The organism is Providencia sp., assembly GCF_040396775.1.
Lineage (GTDB): Bacteria > Pseudomonadota > Gammaproteobacteria > Enterobacterales > Enterobacteriaceae > Providencia.
Genome location: NZ_JBEBNT010000010.1, coordinates 28,479 through 48,124, shown reverse-complemented (window position 1 = coordinate 48,124; position 19,646 = coordinate 28,479). Strand labels below are relative to the sequence as shown.

Annotated in this window: 15 protein-coding genes and 1 pseudogene; 6 read left to right on the top strand and 10 right to left on the bottom strand. The window is 42.9% G+C overall.

Annotated elements, in window-relative coordinates:
• Nucleotides 1–21: 21 nt before the first annotated feature.
• From ABWP91_RS12045 to ABWP91_RS12020, 6 genes and pseudogenes are all read left to right on the top strand, one after another.
• The gene (locus ABWP91_RS12045; protein ID WP_353243485.1) at nucleotides 22–945 is read left to right on the top strand and encodes an oxamate carbamoyltransferase subunit AllH family protein; all 924 of its coding nucleotides are present in this window, start codon (nucleotides 22–24) and stop codon (nucleotides 943–945) included.
• Entirely contained in the window at nucleotides 935–2,485 is a 1,551-nt protein-coding gene (gene fdrA, locus ABWP91_RS12040; RefSeq protein ID WP_353243484.1) for an acyl-CoA synthetase FdrA, read from the top strand. The genes ABWP91_RS12045 and fdrA overlap by 11 nt, the downstream gene beginning before the upstream one ends.
• A complete protein-coding gene (locus tag ABWP91_RS12035; protein ID WP_353243483.1) occupies nucleotides 2,485–3,900 on the top strand; it encodes a YlbE family protein in 1,416 nt (471 codons plus the stop codon). The genes fdrA and ABWP91_RS12035 overlap by 1 nt, the downstream gene beginning before the upstream one ends.
• Before the next feature lie 255 nt (nucleotides 3,901–4,155).
• On the top strand, nucleotides 4,156–5,718 hold the full coding sequence (locus tag ABWP91_RS12030; protein WP_353243482.1) for a permease family protein: 1,563 nt from the start codon (nucleotides 4,156–4,158) through the stop codon (nucleotides 5,716–5,718).
• A gap of 74 nt (nucleotides 5,719–5,792) precedes the next feature.
• Nucleotides 5,793–6,743, top strand: coding sequence for a carbamate kinase family protein (locus tag ABWP91_RS12025; RefSeq protein ID WP_353243481.1), 951 nt, complete (start codon nucleotides 5,793–5,795; stop codon nucleotides 6,741–6,743).
• 125 nt (nucleotides 6,744–6,868) lie between these two features.
• Nucleotides 6,869–8,257, top strand: a pseudogene (locus tag ABWP91_RS12020) (amidohydrolase family protein).
• A 198-nt stretch (nucleotides 8,258–8,455) separates the two neighbouring features.
• Here the strand turns inward: ABWP91_RS12020 and ABWP91_RS12015 are convergent.
• The 10 genes from ABWP91_RS12015 to ABWP91_RS11970 form a co-directional block, all read right to left on the bottom strand.
• Nucleotides 8,456–9,439, bottom strand: a complete 984-nt coding sequence (locus tag ABWP91_RS12015; protein WP_353243480.1) for a nucleoside hydrolase — start codon at nucleotides 9,437–9,439, stop codon at nucleotides 8,456–8,458.
• Nucleotides 9,440–9,463: 24 nt separating this feature from the next.
• Nucleotides 9,464–10,465, bottom strand: coding sequence for a LacI family DNA-binding transcriptional regulator (locus ABWP91_RS12010; RefSeq protein WP_353243479.1), 1,002 nt, complete (start codon nucleotides 10,463–10,465; stop codon nucleotides 9,464–9,466).
• Between the two features lie 70 nt (nucleotides 10,466–10,535).
• Nucleotides 10,536–11,921 carry an MFS transporter gene (locus ABWP91_RS12005; RefSeq protein ID WP_353243478.1) on the bottom strand — a complete coding sequence of 462 codons (1,386 nt, stop codon included), beginning with the start codon at nucleotides 11,919–11,921 and terminating at the stop codon, nucleotides 10,536–10,538.
• Between the two features lie 256 nt (nucleotides 11,922–12,177).
• Entirely contained in the window at nucleotides 12,178–13,575 is a 1,398-nt protein-coding gene (gene uhpT / locus ABWP91_RS12000; protein ID WP_219245311.1) for a hexose-6-phosphate:phosphate antiporter UhpT, read from the bottom strand.
• A gap of 49 nt (nucleotides 13,576–13,624) precedes the next feature.
• Complete coding sequence (locus ABWP91_RS11995) at nucleotides 13,625–14,413, bottom strand: inositol monophosphatase family protein (RefSeq protein ID WP_353243477.1); 789 nt, start codon at nucleotides 14,411–14,413, stop codon at nucleotides 13,625–13,627.
• Nucleotides 14,414–14,712: 299 nt separating this feature from the next.
• Complete coding sequence (locus ABWP91_RS11990; protein ID WP_353243476.1) at nucleotides 14,713–14,973, bottom strand: acyl carrier protein; 261 nt, start codon at nucleotides 14,971–14,973, stop codon at nucleotides 14,713–14,715.
• 10 nt (nucleotides 14,974–14,983) lie between these two features.
• Nucleotides 14,984–16,618, bottom strand: a complete 1,635-nt coding sequence (locus tag ABWP91_RS11985; RefSeq protein ID WP_353243475.1) for a hypothetical protein — start codon at nucleotides 16,616–16,618, stop codon at nucleotides 14,984–14,986.
• A gap of 53 nt (nucleotides 16,619–16,671) precedes the next feature.
• Nucleotides 16,672–16,920: a hypothetical protein gene (locus tag ABWP91_RS11980; RefSeq protein ID WP_353243474.1), complete on the bottom strand. Its 249-nt coding sequence runs from the start codon at nucleotides 16,918–16,920 to the stop codon at nucleotides 16,672–16,674.
• A gap of 233 nt (nucleotides 16,921–17,153) precedes the next feature.
• The gene (locus ABWP91_RS11975; RefSeq protein ID WP_353243473.1) at nucleotides 17,154–18,800 is read right to left on the bottom strand and encodes a secretin N-terminal domain-containing protein; all 1,647 of its coding nucleotides are present in this window, start codon (nucleotides 18,798–18,800) and stop codon (nucleotides 17,154–17,156) included.
• Nucleotides 18,790–19,569 (bottom strand): helix-turn-helix domain-containing protein, encoded by a 780-nt coding sequence (locus ABWP91_RS11970; protein WP_353243472.1) that lies wholly within the window; start codon nucleotides 19,567–19,569, stop codon nucleotides 18,790–18,792. Before ABWP91_RS11970 ends, ABWP91_RS11975 begins: the two co-directional genes overlap by 11 nt.
• Nucleotides 19,570–19,646 lie beyond the last annotated feature (77 nt).

Below are 19,646 nucleotides of genomic sequence, written 5' to 3'. Positions count from 1 at the left end.
CTTTCACCGATAAGGAGGCATGTGAACACATTCACATCCCATCGGCAAATATTATACGGGCTCACGGCTGATAACCATTTTCTCAACCTTTTACATCAGCCGCAGCCTTTAGGAAAAATAGAGCAGGTATTCAATAAAGCGATTAATTTTACGGTAGAAAATACCCTTTATACGTTACTTTGCTCTTCGTTAGATAATGCACCAAATAGTTGCCGATTAATAAATACTGACTTTTCTCTTTTAACATTAAAAGAAGGGGATCCTATTTATCTATCAAATAAAGAATGGAATATTGGTGAAAACTACACAATTTCATTTTCTTTATGTAAACACTGGCAACCGTTAAAAATTATTTTTGATTCTAAAAAATTAATTAACGAAAACTATTTGTTATATATAACAAACCAAATTAAACGTTTGGATTTTATTTTACAGGATAACTCAAGTTCCCTATTTAATTATCAGGGCACCAACTTGTTTTATCTAACCGTATCAAAACAATTGGTTCAATTACGTTTAAATTTCATTGAATCATTAATTAACAAAGACCAACAAAGTATCACCAAGATTATTAAGCAATTTGTTGGGTTAGGTATTGGGCTTACGCCTTCTGGTGATGATTATTTAGTTGGGTTAATGGCATTTTTGTTATTAAAAGGTCACCCCGCTTCCGCTTTATTCCCTGCGTTTTATCAAGGGATAACACAAAGCAAAAGCCAAACGACCCCCATTAGCGCCATCACATTAGAAAAAGCCTTAAACCAAGAATACCGAGAAAATATGCAGCAATTAATTCAGTCATTAGTTGATGCGCAAGAGACAAATATTTATCCACAATTTTTAGAGATTTTAAATATCGGGTCGAGTTCAGGCAGCGACATGCTATTTGGCCTTCGCGACGCTTTGTACCTCACTCACTATTTCGGAGAAAGACATGTCGACTAAAGTTGTCATAAAGAAAAATACCTATTTTGATTCCGTGTCACTGATGTCAATTTCAACTAAAGCCAATCAGCTCGATAATGTTGAGCAAGCTTTTGTTGCAATGGCAACGGAGATGAACAAAGGCGTTCTGCGTAATTTAGGGTTATTAACCACTGAATTAGAAGAAGCCAAAAATGGCGATTTAATGATTGTGATTAAAGGGCCAAGTGATGAAGCCAACGATGCCACATTAATTGCTATCGAAGAATTATTTAATAAGAAAAACCAAGGTGGCGGCTCCCATGAAGCCAAATACGCCACCATCAACTCGGCGAAAACGCACATTCCAGATGCCAACTTAGCGGTGATTTCTGTGAATGGGCAATTTGCGGCTCGTGAAGCGCGCATTGCGTTAGAAAATGACCTTAACGTCATGCTGTTCTCAGATAACGTCTCCATTGAAGATGAATTAGCCCTGAAACAACTCGCCAGCAAAAAAGGCTTATTAATGATGGGTCCTGACTGCGGAACCGCAATTATCAATGGCACCGCACTGTGCTTTGGTAACGATGTACGCCGTGGCAGCATTGGTATTATCGGCGCATCGGGAACAGGCAGCCAAGAATTGAGCGTACGTATCCATGAATTCGGTGCGGGTGTCTCTCAGTTAATCGGTACTGGCGGCCGTGATTTAAGCGAAAAAATCGGCGGTATCATGATGATTGATGCCCTGAAGATGCTTGATGCGGATGAAGAAACGAAAGTTATCGCATTGATTTCTAAGCCACCAGCACCGGCGGTTGCGAAAAAAGTGCTTGAGCAAGCTGAAAAATGCCATAAACCCGTTGTTGTCTGTTTCTTAGGTAGCCAGCCGCTGCCAGAAGACAAACCAGGGCTAACCTTTGCACAAGGCACCAAAGAAGCAGCATTGAAAGCGGTTCTGCTGACAGGTATTCGCAAAGAAGATTTAGACCTGCACCCACTGAATCTGCCATTAATCGATGAAGTAAGAGCCAAACTCAAACCTGAGCAAAAATACATTCGCGGCCTGTTCTGTGGCGGTACGCTGTGTGATGAAGCCATGTTTGCTGCACTGGAAAAATATGACGATGTTTACAGTAATATCCAGCCAAATCCTGAATATCGCTTAAAAGATTTAAACAAAAGTATTGCCCACACCTTCCTCGACTTTGGTGATGATGACTTTACCAACGGTAAACCACACCCAATGATCGACCCAACAAACCGTATTGAGCGTTTACTGCAAGAAGCCCGCGACCCAGAAGTTGGCGTCATCATGATGGACTTTGTCCTTGGCTTTGGTTCTCACGAAGACCCTGTTGGCGTGATGATTGACGCTATCAAAGAAGCCAAAAATATCGCCAAGAAAGATGGCCGTGAATTAGAAATTTTAGGCTATGTGCTGGGCACCGACCAAGATACGCCAAATATGGATGCACAGGTCAAAATGCTGACTGACGCAGGTGTGATTTGGGCTAGCAGCAGCACCAATACTGGTTTATTAGGACGTGAGTTTGTGTGGAAAGGGGAGAAAGCATAATGACTACATTATTTAAGCAACCATTAAGTGTCATCAATGTGGGTATTGAAATGTTCAGCGATGACCTGAAAAAACAACATGTTCCGGTGACACATTTAACATGGACACCACCAGGACAAGGCAACGTTGCGGTTATTCATGCTCTCGACCAAATCGAAGGAAATGCCGCGCTGCAAGAGAAAATTGAAGCGGCTAACGCACAAGCCCTCGAACGCATTATTCAGTCTCAACCAGTGTTAATCGGTTATGACCAAGCCATTAATGTCGTACCAGGTATGACGAAAAACACCATTTTACACGCAGGCCCACCAGTAGAATGGAAAGACATGTGTGGCGCGATGAAAGGCGCAGTAACAGGTGCATTGGTCTTTGAAGGTCTCGCGAAAGATTTAGCGGATGCTGAGCGTGTTGCCGCATCGGGTGAGATTATTTTCTCTCCGTGCCACGAACATGATTGCGTGGGCTCTATGGCTGGTGTGACGTCTGCATCGATGTTTATGCATATCGTTGAAAACAAAACTTACGGCAACCGCGCGTTCACGAACCTCAGTGAGCAAATGGCTAAAATCCTGCGCATGGGTGCAAATGACCAAAGCGTTATAGACCGTTTAAATTGGATGCGCGATGTATTAGGCCCAATGCTGCGTGACGCCATGAAGATTGTTGGCGAAATTGACCTACGTTTAATGTTAGCACAAGCACTGCATATGGGTGATGAGTGCCATAACCGTAATAACGCGGGTACCACATTGCTTATCCAAGCGCTGACCACGGGGATTATCCAAACCGATTTCTCTGTCGCGCAGCAAAAAGACGTGTTTGATTTCGTCGCAAGTAGCGATTATTTCTCAGGCCCAACATGGATGGCAATGTGTAAAGCCTCAATGGATGCAGCACACGGTATCGAATACAGCACCGTCGTCACCACCATGGCACGTAACGGTTATGAATTCGGTTTACGTATCAGTGGATTACCGGGCCATTGGTTTACAGGCCCTTCTCAGCAAGTTATCGGCCCAATGTTCGCAGGTTACAAACCTGAAGATTCTGGCTTAGATATCGGTGACTCTGCAATCACTGAAACCTATGGTATCGGCGGCTTTGCAATGGCAACAGCACCCGCAATCGTCGCATTAGTCGGCGGTACCGTAGAAGAAGCGGTGGATTTCTCTCGCCAGATGCGCGAAATCACACTGGGCGAAAACCCGAATGTGACTATCCCATTACTCGGCTTTATGGGTATCCCAACTGCCATTGATATTACAAAAGTGTCAGCCAGCGGTATTTTACCTGTCATCAACACAGCAATTGCCCATAAAGATGCAGGTATCGGTATGATTGGAGCAGGTATTGTTCACCCGCCGTTTGATTGCTTTGAAAAAGCCATGTTGGCCTACGCGGAAAAATACGCCTAGTTTCCATTTATAAAAATAACGCCTAACTTCGGTTAGGTAATAAAGTTAAAGAGACATATACCCTGATTAATTTTATTTGAAAAACAGTGCTGTAACTCAAAGCATAGAGGGGCATACCCTAAATAATTTGAATTGCAGCTAGGCGGCAAGTAAACGAGACCCTAGGAGCATACATCAGTATGTGACTAGGGCGAGTGAATGCAGCCAACAACGCTGCAGTTCAAAGTATGACGGGTATACAGGGGAACACTTAAAATGAGTATACTTAATATAAAGTGGAAACGCGGTGACTTGGCGGCCTACTTCGGCCTAATGACCAATAACCTGACCAACCTTCTCACTATGATGGGCCTATTGATTTTCGTCGTTGGGATCCCATCCGAAATTGTTTATGGCCGCATCGCCCCCGCTTTTGGCTTCGCCGTTTTACTCGCCAGCATCAGTTATGCCTACTTTGGTCAGCAAATGATCAAACAAACCGGTCGTAATGATGTGACCGCACTGCCTTCAGGCCCAAGTGCGCCATCCATCTTCACCGTGACGTTCTTAGTTATCATGCCCGTGTACCAGACCACACAGAATGCCGAGTTTGCCATTCAAATTGCCTTGGTTTGGTGTTTTGTCGAATCCATGATTTTAGTGGGTGGTTCATTCTTAGGTGAAACCATCCGTAAGATGATCCCACGTACCGTGCTGCTATCCTGTTTGTCTGGCTTAGGTTTACTGCTTCTGGCGATGAACCCAATGCTGCAAGCATTTGAAGCGCCGACCGTTTCCTTTATCGTTTTACTATTAATCTTTATTAACTGGTTCGGTAAAAAACCTATCTTTGCTCGCGTTCCAACCGGTTTACTGCTGTTGATTGCAGGTACTGTATTAGCATGGGTTTCTGGCTTACAAAGTGCCGAAGCGATTAAAGACTCTATGGCGTCATTTGGTTTTAACCCTCCGGGCATCCACATTGACAGCTTTTTCCAAGGCTTACCACACGCACTGCCATACTTAGCATCTGCGGTACCATTGGGCTTAGCAAACTATATCTTTGACCTTGAGAACATTGAAAGTGCGCACGCCGCGGGTGATGAATACAACACACGTAAAGTCATGTTAGCGAACGGTTTATCTTCCACTGTTGGTTGCTTTATGGGTAACCCATTCCCTGTCACTGTTTACGTGGGCCACGCAGGTTGGAAAGCAATGGGCGCAAGCGTGGGTTATACCTTAGCATCGGGTATCACCATGTTTATCGTTCCGTTATTCGGTATCGGCGCATTCATGTTAGCCATTATTCCAATGACCGCTATCGTACCAATTCTGGTGTTTATCGGGGTTGTTACCGCTAACCAAGTGGTGCGAGAAACGCCGAAAGTGGAAGTCCCTGTCATCTTTATCTGTCTGTTCCCGTGGATTGCCAACTGGGCGCTTACAATGGTGAACAGTGTGATGGGCGCCGCAGGCACTTCTGCAAGCGCGATTGGGACGGAAGTTCTGTTACATAAAGGCGTTTATTACCAAGGTCTTGTGCACTTAGGTAACGGGGCTCCATTAGCCAGTATGCTGTGGGGTTGTATCGCTATCTTCGCTATCCTCAATCAGCCATTACGTGGTGCGATTGCCGCAGCAGTGGGAGCCGTATTAGTGTTCTTCGGAATTATTCACTCCCCAGCGGTAGGAATTGCAACCGGTTCAACCTTGATGTTTGTTTACGCTTACCTCATGATGGCGGCTTTATTTGTACTCAAGCATTTTTTAGATAGCCGTAAATCGGTTGAAGAACAACAGGCTGAAAAGTCTGAGAAGCTCAGCAAGTCAGTGTAACGTAGCCAACCTTGCCTAGTAGGTGTGCGCTGTACACCTACTATCCGAACTCTCTGTATCAGGAAATATTAACAATGAAAGAACTCGTGGTTGTTGCCATCGGGGGCAACAGTATTATCAAAGATAACAACAGCCAGTCTATCGAAGCTCAAGAAAAAGCCGTCCAAGAAGTCGCGCACCATATTAGTGACATGCTTGAAGGCGACTACAACATTGTTTTGACTCATGGAAATGGACCTCACGTTGGACTGGATTTACGCCGTGCAGAAATCGCACACGAAACCGAAGGTTTGCCATTAACCCCCCTCGCTAACTGTGTTGCAGACACACAAGGTGGGATCGGCTATTTAGTTCAGCAAGCACTCACTAACGTACTCGCAAAGCGCCATAACCGCCAAGCGATCACAGTTGTCACACAAGTGGAAGTGGATAAAAACGACCCGAACTTTAGCGCACCGACGAAGCCAATTGGCGCATTTTTCACGCAAGAACAAGCCAACGAACTGCAACAAGCTAATCCAACGTGGCATTTTGTGGAAGACTCTGGCCGTGGTTATCGCCGTGTTGTTGCCTCTCCAGAACCAAAGCGAGTCATTGAATCAAAAGCCATCCGCACCTTAACAGAGCACGATTATGTTGTCGTTGCGGCTGGCGGTGGAGGAATTCCTGTCATTGATAACGGAAATGGTGGATACAAAAGCGTTGATGCGGTGATTGATAAAGACTTATCAACCACGTTGCTCGCCAAAGAACTGAACGCCGATATTTTGATTATCACCACGGGCGTTGAGAAAGTGTGTATTCACTTTGGCAAACCAGAGCAAAAAGCCCTCGGAGAAACCTCCACCAGCGATATGCAACGCTACATGGAAGAAGGCCATTTCCCTGCGGGTAGCATGTTGCCCAAAATTGAAGCAAGCCTGTCATTTATTGCCAACGGCGGTAAACGTGTGATTATCACTACCCCTGAAAAATTACCTGAAGCCTTACGCGGCGAAACAGGTACCCACATCGTTAAAGGGTAAACGTTGGGTTCGCGGATCTTCTTATCGGGATCTGCGAATTAACTGCCCATTTCACAGTAAAATTGCCTCCCAGATCGTTTAAACATGATCTGGGCGGTTAAGTGCCATCCAAAAAAGGAGTTTCTATGACAGCAGAAAGACCATCCGGCAGAAGAGAGTTCCTATCCACAGGCGCAAAAGTGGCTGCCGCTTGCACCTTGTTTGGCACGATGTCGAGTATCGCCAATGCACAAAACGAACCCGCAGGGCAATCCGCTATTTAAAGTATCACCGACAAGCACTACTACCTCGATGATGTGTTACTTGAAACAGGGTTTAACTTTCGTGATTCAACGGTAGTCGGCACGGAAACAGCCTTGCAAACCGTTGAAATCGATCAAGGCAAAATTGTTGCGGTTTTACCGAATAAACAACACGCCAATAGCGCCTTAAATGCCTATAGCGCACAAGGTAAACTAATGTTGCCTGCGTTTCGCGATATGCATATTCACCTCGATAAAACCTTCTACGGTGGCCCATGGCAAGCCCCTGCTTCTCGTGAAGGTAAAACGATTATGGATATGATAGCGCTTGAGCAAAAAATGTTGCCCGAGTTGCAACCCTTCACCGAAGAAAGGGCGCACGCGCTGATCAACTTGATCCAATCCCAAGGATCCACCATTGCACGCAGCCACTGCAATATCGAACCCGTTTCTGGGTTGAAAAATTTAGAAGCGCTACAAAAAGTATTGGGTGAGCATCAACACGATTTGACCTGCGAAATTGTCGCATTCCCGCAACATGGGTTATTACTCTCTAAATCAGAGCCATTGATGCGTGAAGCCATGCAAGCAGGTGCTCATTACGTGGGTGGCTTAGACCCAACCAATGTCGATGGCGCGATGGAAAAATCCCTCGATACCATGTTCCAAATTGCTTTGGATTACAATAAAGGCGTGGATATTCATCTACATGAAACCAGCCCTGCGGGTTTTGCCGCTATCGAGTATATGATTAAAACCGTGGATGAAAACCGCAGCTTACGTGGAAAAGTCACCATCAGCCATGCGTTTGCACTTGCCACACTCAGCCCTGAACAAGCTGAAAAAACGGCTAAACAGTTAGCTGAGCAACAAATCACCATTGCCTCGACTGTGCCAATTGGCACACTGCATATGCCATTGAAGACGCTCAATAAAAATGGCGTATTTGTGATGACCGGAACCGACAGCGTGGTTGACCATTGGTCGCCATTTGGCCTTGGGGATATGCTGGAAAAAGCCAATTTATACGCGCAGCTTTATACCCGCCCTGACGAGCTTTCGTTATCACGTTCTTTGGCGATCGCGACGGGCAATATTCTGCCGTTAGATGAAAAAGGAACGCAAGTATGGCCTGCAAAAGGGGACGATGCGAGCTTTGTGTTAGTTGATGCGTCTTGCTCCGCTGAAGCGGTTGCACGTATTTCACCAAGGCATGCCAGCTTCCATAAAGGCAACCTTGCCCATGGCCTTCTGCAAAAGTCTGTTGCGTAACGCACCATCGCACCATACAAAATAGCGCCAATCGGTGCTATGAGGTTGTTGACAAAGCAGGATAAAAGCGTGGTTTTTCCTGCTTTGTGTTATCAGCCGAAAATCAATGAATTGATTTTCCTTAGTCTTTTTCAAAACCAATCCAACCTGCAGTCAAACCTAATCGGCTTGCCAGCAGTCTGATAGCGCCAATCGGCGCTATTTTGTTGTTGGGTAATTTTTAATAACTTGAAAGATTAAATCTAATAATTTTTGGTTATCAACTGATTGCAGCACCCTAATAGGCTTCGTTGTTAATGCTGGAATTCCCACTCGTAGTCGCAACGGCTCAAGACGGTAGCTTTTCCCTCTTAGTGCCCCTTGTAACTCAATATCCACTTGCTGCAACTCATAAGTTACTACGCTTTTATCCAATAACCATGCGACGGTTAATACATCGTGGATCCAACACCCTGCAAGCTGCCGCGTTGCTCGTGAATAGTCTATCCATGGGCGCATGGTACTCACCAGAAACTGGCTCAATGGCGAGGTTAACTCAGCAAACCTATCGAGGTCGCTATGCACCATCTGGGTTTGTACCGTCACATCCATAGGAACTAACGTAATATTCGCGCCGCTGTTTAATACGGCATGAGCCGCTTCAGGGTCTAAACCAAAGTTAGTGTCTTTCACATAACCTGGCACATTAAAGACCGCACCCATAATAATAATTTCAGCCACATTTTCAGCAAGCTCAGGGAATAGCTGCATCGCCATCGCGATATTAGTAAGAGGGCCAATGGCAATAATAGTCATTTTTTTGGGGTTTTCGCAGACTAATTTGCCAATGCGTAAAGCCGCTTCAGGAATCGATTCAGGTAACACGGGCACAGAAGGAAGATTGTCCCATAAATGGGTGAGCTTGGCTCTTTGTGCACCGTTGTCTAGTTGCTCCCGCCATGGCGCACTGGCTTCAATCAGGGCAGATGATGCACCGCGATAAACGGGGATATTTTCGTTTAATGAGCGTACCAAATGGCTCGCAACATTATACCCCACGTTGCTAGGCGTATTACCAGAAACCGTGGTGATCATCTCTAACTGGATTTCAGGTGCCGCAATCGCAAGTGCCAGTGCGAGCCCATCATCAACATTCGCGCCAGCAACCCCATTTCCCGGATCACAATCAATAATTACACGCATAATTTTCCCTGAAATAGTAAATCATTAGCACCCACAAGAGTGCCCAATCTGTAATTCAAACTCCACCTCACAGACGGCTTCTTTATATGGCCAGTTTTGTAAGATGTGTATCGCTTTTTCAGCAATTTTATCAACGGGTTGGCGGACGGTTGTCAGCGTAGGAACCGTATACTCAGATTGAACGGTGCCATTAAAACACACCAGTGCAATATCCTCTGGAACACGTACTTTTAGCTCCGCTAATGCCTTTAAGCAACCGAAAGCCTGTAATTCATTCGTCGCAAAAATGGCCTCTGGCAAACCTATCTTTTGCATTTGATAAACCGCCTGATATCCCCAATCACGGGAATACTCCCCCGCTAAAATCCATTTTTGCTGTACTTCAAGGCTGGATGTTTCTAGCGCCTCTTGCCAGCCACTCAAACGGTCTTGCGTATTGAGCATTTCATTTGGCCCGCAAATAATGCCAATATTTTTATAACCATGCTCTATCAAATGGCGGGTGATCTGATAAGCGGCAAGTTTCTCATTCACTTGGATCGTACTCACACCCTCTGAGGCTTCCACCCTATCTAGCATTACACATGGTGTGCCTGATGCCTGAATCATATCAACATAAGGGTGCCTATCAACACTGGTATAAATTAAGCCCTCAACCTGCCGTAACAACAAATTATTGATTAGCTCTTTTTCACGAGCCCTCGAGTCGCCAGCATCCCCAAGTAATAAAACGTGGCCATGTTTAAAGGCTTCCCGTTGTAGTGCATGAGCTATCGAAGCCAAAAAAGGGTTGGAGATATCGGGGATCACTAACCCATAAGTCTGCGTGCTGCCTGATGCAAGTGCTTTGGCAATCCCATTGGGGCGATACCCCGTTTTCTTGATTGCCGCTAACACTTTTTGTTTTGTCGCTTCCGCAACAGGGCGGGGCCCGTTATTAATCACATAACTGACCACCGCAACCGATGTTCCCGCTTCGCGGGCAACATCTACCCGCGTCACTTTACGGCTATTTGCATCAGACACTCTGCATTCCTTATTCTGTTACCCTTATTTTCTCCAAAGAATAGCAGTCGTCTGGGCTTTTATATACCACTTATATGGCATCTTCAGGCAAGTTAAGGTCACGACCTCGCGTTTCTGGTGCAAAGAATGTTGTCACAAGCCCAATACACGCCATTCCCATAAAGTAAATCGCAATTGGCCACCAATGCCCTGTCCAAGACAGTAATGCCGCAGCGACCAGAGGCGCCGTACCGCCAGATAAAATGGAGCCAAGTTCTTTGGCAAATGCCATTTTCGTATAACGGTTACGCACGCCAAACAGTTCAACACCCCACGCTGCTTGTACCCCAAAAATACCCAGTGATGCTAACCCCATTCCAACCACAATCGTTGGGATAACAATCATTGGCTCACGGGAATCGAGCAACATAAATGCAGGTACAGCATACAGCATCAATAAGAAGCAGAACCAACGGTAAATAATACGGCGACCAAATCGATCAGATAACCAACCCGCGAATGGAATAATGGCAAACCCCAAGATTGATGCGATTAACACCGCAGTAGTGGGAACGGACTTATCCACCAGCAATATTTTTGTGACGTAGCCAATAATAAAGCCTTGAGCAAGATAAGACGGGCCATTTTCGCCAATTCGCAAGCCAACCATTGTCCAAAATGCACGGGTTTTCTGCCAAAATGAACGATTATCAACGGCATGGATGATAGTGTCTGATTCCAATGCCTTGCGGCGCTCTTCTGCCAGCAATTCTTTTTGGCGTTCAAACACCGGTGTTTCGCGCATATGTTGGCGAATAAATAACGCAGCTAATGCAATTAAAATACTGCCAAGGAACGGAATGCGCCATCCCCATGACATTAGGCTCTCTTTGTCTAATTGCAATACAATCAACCAAATCATCGATGCCAACAATGTGCCGCTGTTTGATCCCAATGCAATGATTGAAGACACTAAACCGCGGCGCTTCACTGGCGCATATTCCCCTAGCATCACGGTACCACCCGATAGCTCTGCGCCCGCCCCTAAACCTTGAGCAAAACGTAAAATAACCAAGCATACGGGAGCCCAAACACCAATTTGGGCATGGCTAGGGATTGCCCCAATAAGCGTAGTGGATAGGCCCATCAGCGCAATGGTGATCACCATGACCATCTTGCGCCCATGTTTATCGCCGAGCCATCCAAAAAACAGTGCGCCAATCGGGCGAGCAATAAACCCAACAGAATAGGCAGCAAAACTTGAGAGCAAGGCCATAATCGGCGTCGCATCAGGGAAGAAAACATCACCAAAAATGATACCTGCAGCTAAACCATAAAGAGCAAAATCCGCATACTCCATGGTTGTTCCTAACCAACATGAAAAAATCGCCCGACGGAAATCTTTCTTCCCTTCAGGCGTATTTAACCGCTCTTGTGCAGCTTGTTGATTAGTATCAACATTTGATTGTGTGACCATAGTCATAAACCCTTGGTGTTGGCGCAAAGCCGATTAATCAAGAAAATGTAGCTTGTGGTTTTATTTACTTAAAGCATAGTCTATGCGCGTAGAATTAAGCAAACGAGGTAATCCTATTTTGTGAGCGTTATCACTTGATGATAGAAATATGAAATTTATATGACTGAAAATATAGGAATAAATGACTGAAGGTAAAAACAGAAATAAAAACCTCCCGAACCCACTAAGGCACGAGAGGTTGAGTCTCTAAAAACCGTTATTCTACCGCTCTATCTAAACGAATTTTCCGTTCTTCATAAATGGCGACAACACCTAACATCACAATACCCACCGCTGTTGCAGCAAATAATAAATAGAAAGTGTCTGACCAACCGTGCAATGTGAGACCCCCCAGTGAAATACCATCTCCTTTTGGGTCTGCAATGCGGGAAACGAGGACTTTTGCCATCCCATCACCGAACAGGTAACCAAAGAAGCCAGGGATTGAGTTCACCACCGCAGTGGCACATTTTGGCGCAAAACCAATGATAGAAATACCAATCAGGATCACAGGGCCAAAAATAAAGAACCCTTCAAAAAACAATGCGATATAGATCCCCCACACACTGGTCATGTTTTGATAAGCTATCAATGGGAAAATCACTGAAATCATACACAACATACCCAGCAGTGCACGCCTTCCCCCCATTTTATCCGAAACATAACCCCATGTTAGTGAACCTAAAAAGCCACCAAGCTCAAGGGCGGTGATTGTACCAATCGCAGAAATATCATCCCAGTTGAGCGCCATTTTAACGTACGCCACACTCCAGTTATCGACCCCAATCCGAATGGTATACACACATAAATTCGCAAAACATAAAAACCAAACAGCAGGGTTTTTCAGCACATATTTGACGAAAATATCACGCTTAGACATGCTTTCTGCCGCAGTATCCGCTTTAGAAACAGGCTCATCAAAAATCTCTTCTGGAGTATTCCACCCTAACTCCGATGGGTCATCTTTCCCGAAGAATAGACCAAAAGTCGCGATAACGGCGGCAAATAAAATAGGGAAGATAAACATCCCTGCCACATTGCCGTTAAAGGCGTATTCCATCCCAAATAAGGCAATTGGCCCTGCTAAAATTGCACCAATGTTGTGAGATGCATTCCACCATGAAATATAACGGCCTCGGTTCTTTCTTGGTGTCCAGCGGTTAATCGTTGAATTTGAGCAAGGCCCACCAGGTGCTTGAAATAGCCCAGTCAGCGCCCAGAGGAAAATAAATATCCCCAGCGAATGCCCTGAAGACAATAAAAACATCCCAATAGCAAATGAAGAAGCGCAGGACAGCAATAACAAGAAACTGAGTATCTTCTTGGTATTCTTCCCATCAATATAATACGAGAGCAATACCCGCCCTAAGCTATAAGTGATGGAGAAACCGAACCCTACTGTGCCTAAATCACTTAACGTAAAATCCGTTTGTTCAATAATAAATGGTGTTGCTGCCTTGAAGTTATAGCGTAGAAAGTAGATCCCGGTGTAGGCGAGACACATCACCAAGAAGGGTTCCATAAATTTTCGTAGCCATAAATCACGTTGTACAGAGAGAGGGACCTTGCCAATCGGGAGTCTTTTAATATCAAAAAAGGAAAGTTTAGAACTCATTTTATTACCCTTTTATCGTTCTTAATTATTTTAATATTTTATTTTTTAGTTACTTAAGAAACATATCGAGCTGCTGATAGACATCTGGGCTCGACGCTAAAACATAGCCTCCTTTCATCAAAAAATCGGGATTCGAAGAATAATCATTGGTTGTGCCGCCCGCTTCTTGGATTAATAACAAGCCAGCTAGGCAGTCCCAAGAGTTGAGATGAGGTTCGAAGTAGCCAATCAGCCTGCCAGCCGCAACGTAAGCTAACATCAATGCCGCCGAGCCATTACGGACAAACATACCGTTCGCATGGAGTAACTTATCGAGAAATGGAATAATAGTTTCAGGTGGCATTCTGGTTGAAATGCCCACACCTAATAAACCCGCATTCAGAGAATGGACAGGGTTAACATTCACGCGTGTTGCATTGCAATAGCAGCCATGGTTTTGCATTGCATGAAATAAGTCATCATGGACGGCGTCATACACCGCCGCAATCACCGTATTTTTGTGCTCATCAAGCAATGCGATGGAAACGCACCAAGACGCAAGGCCAAAAATAAAAGCGCTGGTGCCATCGATGGGGTCAACTACCCATGTGTAGCCTGATTTCCCTTGTGAAAAACCGCCTTCTTCACCAAAAATCGCATCATCAGGAAAATGATGATTAATTTTCTCACGAATAAAATTTTCTGTATTTTGATCCGCAACGGTAACAAGGTCTTGCCCATCACCTTGCTTCTTTTCAATATTTAATTGCCCACGTTGATGATAATAAGCGACCGCTAACTTACCTGCATCAATAGCCACTTTTTGAATAAACTGATACCTGCTCGAAATAGCGTCCATTTCAACCCCTTAAATTGAAATTATTATTTCGAACATTACATTTAGTGAACTATTTATTTTGTGATCGATTTCAAGGCATGAAAAATTAATGTTAATTTTATTTTATAAAAAATAGTTAATTTTGCTGTTAGCTTATTGATATAAATGCAACTAAACTCAAATTGAATATAACTTAAAGAATGGGGTTTATTTTTATTTATTCACATTCGAAATAAATAAATCAAAAAATCCTCTTTTTATGAGGACTTAATGGGAAATTAAGAGCCGCTATCTGAAGAGAATCACGGCTTTTTTAAACATTAGGAAGAAGATGAAGTACTGGCAAGGTAATTGACAATATCCTGAAGGTAATACCATTTCATCCAGACGTCATCTTGCAGAGGGACATCAGTGTATTGCTCAATTGTAGTTATTAGCTCCAACATTTCAAGTGAATCAATATGCACATCTGCGATTAATGCTGAATCCACGGTAAAATCATTCTCAATACCTGAATACGTTCGGATTTGCTGAATTTGCTCTGATAACCACTGCCAATGAATATCTGATGATGCACTCATTATATTCACCTTATGGTTTGTTCCCATACACTAATTTTTCATTTAGATTACGCGTCATTAGCCCTTCGGCGGATAACACCACTTTATCGTCCTGACTAATGTATGATGTTCTATAATGGGAAGCATTTTTGATCGCTAAATTAGATTCAGTCTCTGTCTGTCCCGTCGACTTATTCTGTACAAACTCTCTGTTATTCGTCAATTTAACACCGTTAGGCACTTTATTATCGATTAAATAGCTACCATAGTGACCGCCCATCTTGGGTTTAATATCGTCCACCCGTTGACTATTTTTTTGCGCTGATTCAGACCTAGCTTTAAACCGGTTTATAGTCGACTGGACTGTTTCTTCTTCAAGAATGGATGATGGTTTCCACGGACCACTTACATTACTTGGCTCTATAAAATATTGTGGTTTGACTGTGTCAATCTCTTGGTCATTTTGATCTCGGTTATTAGGAAAATCGTAGTCTGGTGAAGGTTCTTTTATTGGTGTCTCTAATACTACATGCGGTAGTTTTATTATGTTTTGGGATGAAAACTCATCATTCTCAAACGGCTTAACATTCACATTTTCAGTTTTATTTGATGAATATGAACCTTGCTCTTGCTCCTGATTAATCGTACTCTCTTGCTGCGAAACCTGCTTAATACTTTCAGGGAATGACGAGCCATAAAAATTATTTATCGTGGTCGTATTGTAGCTATTTGAAATATTTCCCGCTGAACTCGCATTTGATTGATGAGGAAAACTATCCACTTCATCATCGTTCATTTTATTTTCTGGTATTTTAGATGCGTCTTGATTCACTGGCTCATTTAGGTTCATCTTTACTTTTAATGGGCTAATAACGCCAATTTTACTCTCCAAAGAACGAAATATATTATTTAGATGCTGATATTTATCACCATAATGCTTATCATCAATATCATGATATGCGGCTATTGATTTACTAATACACTCTTCTAACTGTGCATTTCCACTCGTGACTAAGAATTTATCAACTGGCTGGCTTTCAATCACCTCATTAGAAAAATATTCACCAAGCAGTGCTTTAATAGCAGGAGAAACATATTTATCTTGGTAACGAGATGCTATATCTTTCAACCCCGCCGTCCCCTTGTTAGATAAAAACACATCGAGTTTTTTATCCAAATCTTTTTGCTTTTTACTTAGAATATTTTTAACATCTTTTTCATTATTTAAATCTTTTCTATTTATAGTCTTAACTAGTTCTGCCGCGGCAGAAAGTAGCTCTGGTGAAATATCGTTAGACTCAAGTAACGTTAAAATCACCAACGCACTCTCTGGTCTCAGGTTTAACTCCTGCTGTTGAACGCTTCCATGCCCACCCGCATTTAATGCCTTTGCCACCATATCATGCGTAATATCCTCACCTGATTGAACAAACATTTTTGTAATATTTTCTATTTGTTGCTGATGATTACTTACGTGTAATTGATCAGCACATCCAGAAATATTGATTTCATTTTTAATATTACTTTTAGGTAATACACTGTCTACTCCTGACGAGTGAACCGAATTCAATTTAGGTGCTAATTGACTATCATTATTAACCATCTTAGGATGATTCAGCGTATTAATATTGGGTAGTGATTTAGGTTCATTCTGAATTCTAGGCATGAGTTATCCTTATAGAAGACTATTATAAATTTAATCTATTAAAAAAACGGAATTTATATATTGATTAAACTATTATTATATTGGTTTAGATCTTTAATTAATTGAACCAACAACTGAGTTAATGTATCAAAGTGGCTATTATCTTGCCTGAAGGTTTCTAATAAGCGTGAGACTGAATTATTCACGGCATTTTTTTGTGCATCAATGGCGGTTTGCATGCTTTGTACACTTTGCGCAAGTAAATCAACCCCTTTACTCGCCCAACCTTTAGAGGTGCTATCAATATCATAAACCGATTTCATGATTTCCCGAAGTGGCTTGAGGTCAGGGTAAATACGAATCACTTTATCACTACCACTCCCTCGTGTTTCTACGCTAAATCCTTGGTCATCGAGTTTCTTTTTCCAGAAATCAAATACAGCTTTATCATATTTAATTTCATAGATTTTCCACGCGCTGTCTTTCGGTTCTGACCAGTTTTGATAGTACTTTATGTTTATCTCATCAGAATCTGTAATTGCAGGTTTTTTTTCACCTAATTCTTTTTCTCTGACCGATTTATGATCGGTATAATGCCAATAAATTCACGAGGCTTTGAGGCCTTAGTACTTTCAATCGTCTTTTTTTCTGCATTTTCAAAGATAGAATATAGCTGATTAGCAATCATCGGTTTGTGAGCAACTACGGCTGCAGCTGCATTTTCTGTTTCATCTAAGTCAAGATGTGATAAAGCAGACATTAATTGCTCTGGCATTGTCTCACCACTCAAAGGTGGATTTAACGCTGGCTTTTCAGATACTGCTGCAGATATTAGTGGCGGTAACCCTTCAACGCTGGAAGCCTTGCCATCACTGCCATGGCTTTGTGCACCATCTTCAATATTCACTTCCATTTCAACTTGATGGCCAGCTGAAATACGTGGCATAACGCTGATCATAGTGCCGTAAGTGACTTGCTCCAACGTCGCAATCCGCTCACCTTGTAATTTGGCGTAAAAGCTGGTGTTGTTATCAAATAATGCGGGAATATTTTCTTGTGTCAGTAAAACAGGACGGGATACGATATGCCCATTGCCTTTTTTACTAAGTGCATCAATTTGCAGTAAAAAATCTTGACTATTCGATAGCGTGCTACGGTTAAAAGCGATTGCACCTCGACCCGCTTTAAATGTCCCAACTTCCCAGCTCACACCTAAGTTATCTAACTCAGAACGGGTAATATCGATAATCCACAATGAGAGCTCGACTTGGCGTCGGCGTACATCCAGTGTACGAACTAGCTGTTTTACATAATTAATTTGTTCTTGGCTGCCCTTCACAATTAAGCTATTGCTATCTGGATGAGCCACTAATGAAAGCGCATTTTTGCCCGATGAACGATTAACAATAACCTGCTTTTTTTCCTGCTTTTCTTCACCTATCGGGGCATCCATTAATTCATCGATTGAATCCCCAGATACATTAAGTTTTGCAGGCTGAATGTTAACGGTTTCCTCTACGGTATTACCGCCATCTTTAAACAACGTGCTAATCACCGTGAGCATTCCTGGCACTGTTGTACTCTGCCCCCGAGAGGTATACGTCCGGTCAGTAACAGAGGCATGTTTCAATGAAATAACAGCCACCTCACTGCTGGTTGACTCTTCTTGCTTTAACTGCTTTTCTAGGTACAGCGTGGCAGCTTTAATAAGCTCGACATACAGCGGGGGCCCTGAAACAAATAATAGATTATCAGCACCTTGGGAACGCACTGGAAATCGTTCATCATAAATCCCATTGCGCTGAATATAGCTCAATACTTGCCCACTGCTCACACGGTGTGTTGGTACAATCACACTGCGCATTTCACTGTTATCATAAACATAAATACTCGCGCCATCGTCATACCACACCAGTGCAATGCGCCGCGTCAGAGCTTTAAACATTTCATCCGCATTCGCCAGGTTAAAATTACCCGTGACCTTTTTCTGAGCCGCTAACTTACTCAAAATGATGGGTTTATTTAACTGTTCAGCCACAGCCTCAAAAACCTTACCCACCGCAATATTATTCGCGACAAAGGTTTCATGGTTTCTTTCTTGTGCCACAGGCTCTGCAATAAATATTTCAGACTGAGCCGCGTAAACATTAGAACCCAGTAAAAGGAGCGTCAGTAATATGGCTCCTTTTCTTTTACTGCTCATATAAATTTGCTCCAAGATGTCTTATTTCTGAAGGCGTTAACCCCAGTTCTTTTTTGATATCATTGGTGAAATGGGAGGCTGAGCAATAACCCGCTTCTAACCCAACATCTAAAATGGAACTTTCACTCTCAATTAACTGTAAAATTGCGTTCGCCATACGAACACTCATAATTTTACGTTTTGCTGTTTTATTAAAGTTTTCTCGATAAAGTTGTCTAAAATAAGAGGCTGATACACCATAGCGAGCACAAAGCTGATTGATATTGGCATTCTTATCACTCTGTGCAGCCTCCAAAATAAAACGCATCATTCCGTAAGCTTCATATTTACGTAATACATTGCACCAACCGTTAAATGACGGATGTATTTTAATAACTAAATCGATAACAACATTTCTAATTGAGACACTGGCAGAAAGCTCTTCATCCAATGAAATAAATTCTTGAGTGACTTGTTCGTTTAAGCTGTAAATTTCCTTCTTTGAAAGAAATGACTGCCCCATCGCCGTATCAATCACCGCAAGAATCTCAATCAACTCTGACAATGCTATTGAATAGAGCTCCCAGCATGGGTTTTTATTGCTCTCTAACACTTCATCATTGGCAATAAATATAGAGGATTGTTCAAATGAAATATTTAAATTTGAATATGGCGATTTATAAAAAAACGCCGTTGCACTATCACCTGGTACTGCCAAAAACAATTTATCCTGCAAAGAAAAACAGAAGTTTCTATTTTCTAACAGCGCAGCAATATCTTTCTTTGTCATGATATATAAGCCCTATCTATGTATTTTTTCAAAAAGTAGCTTGAAATATATGCCCAACAAACTCAAAGGAATAAAAA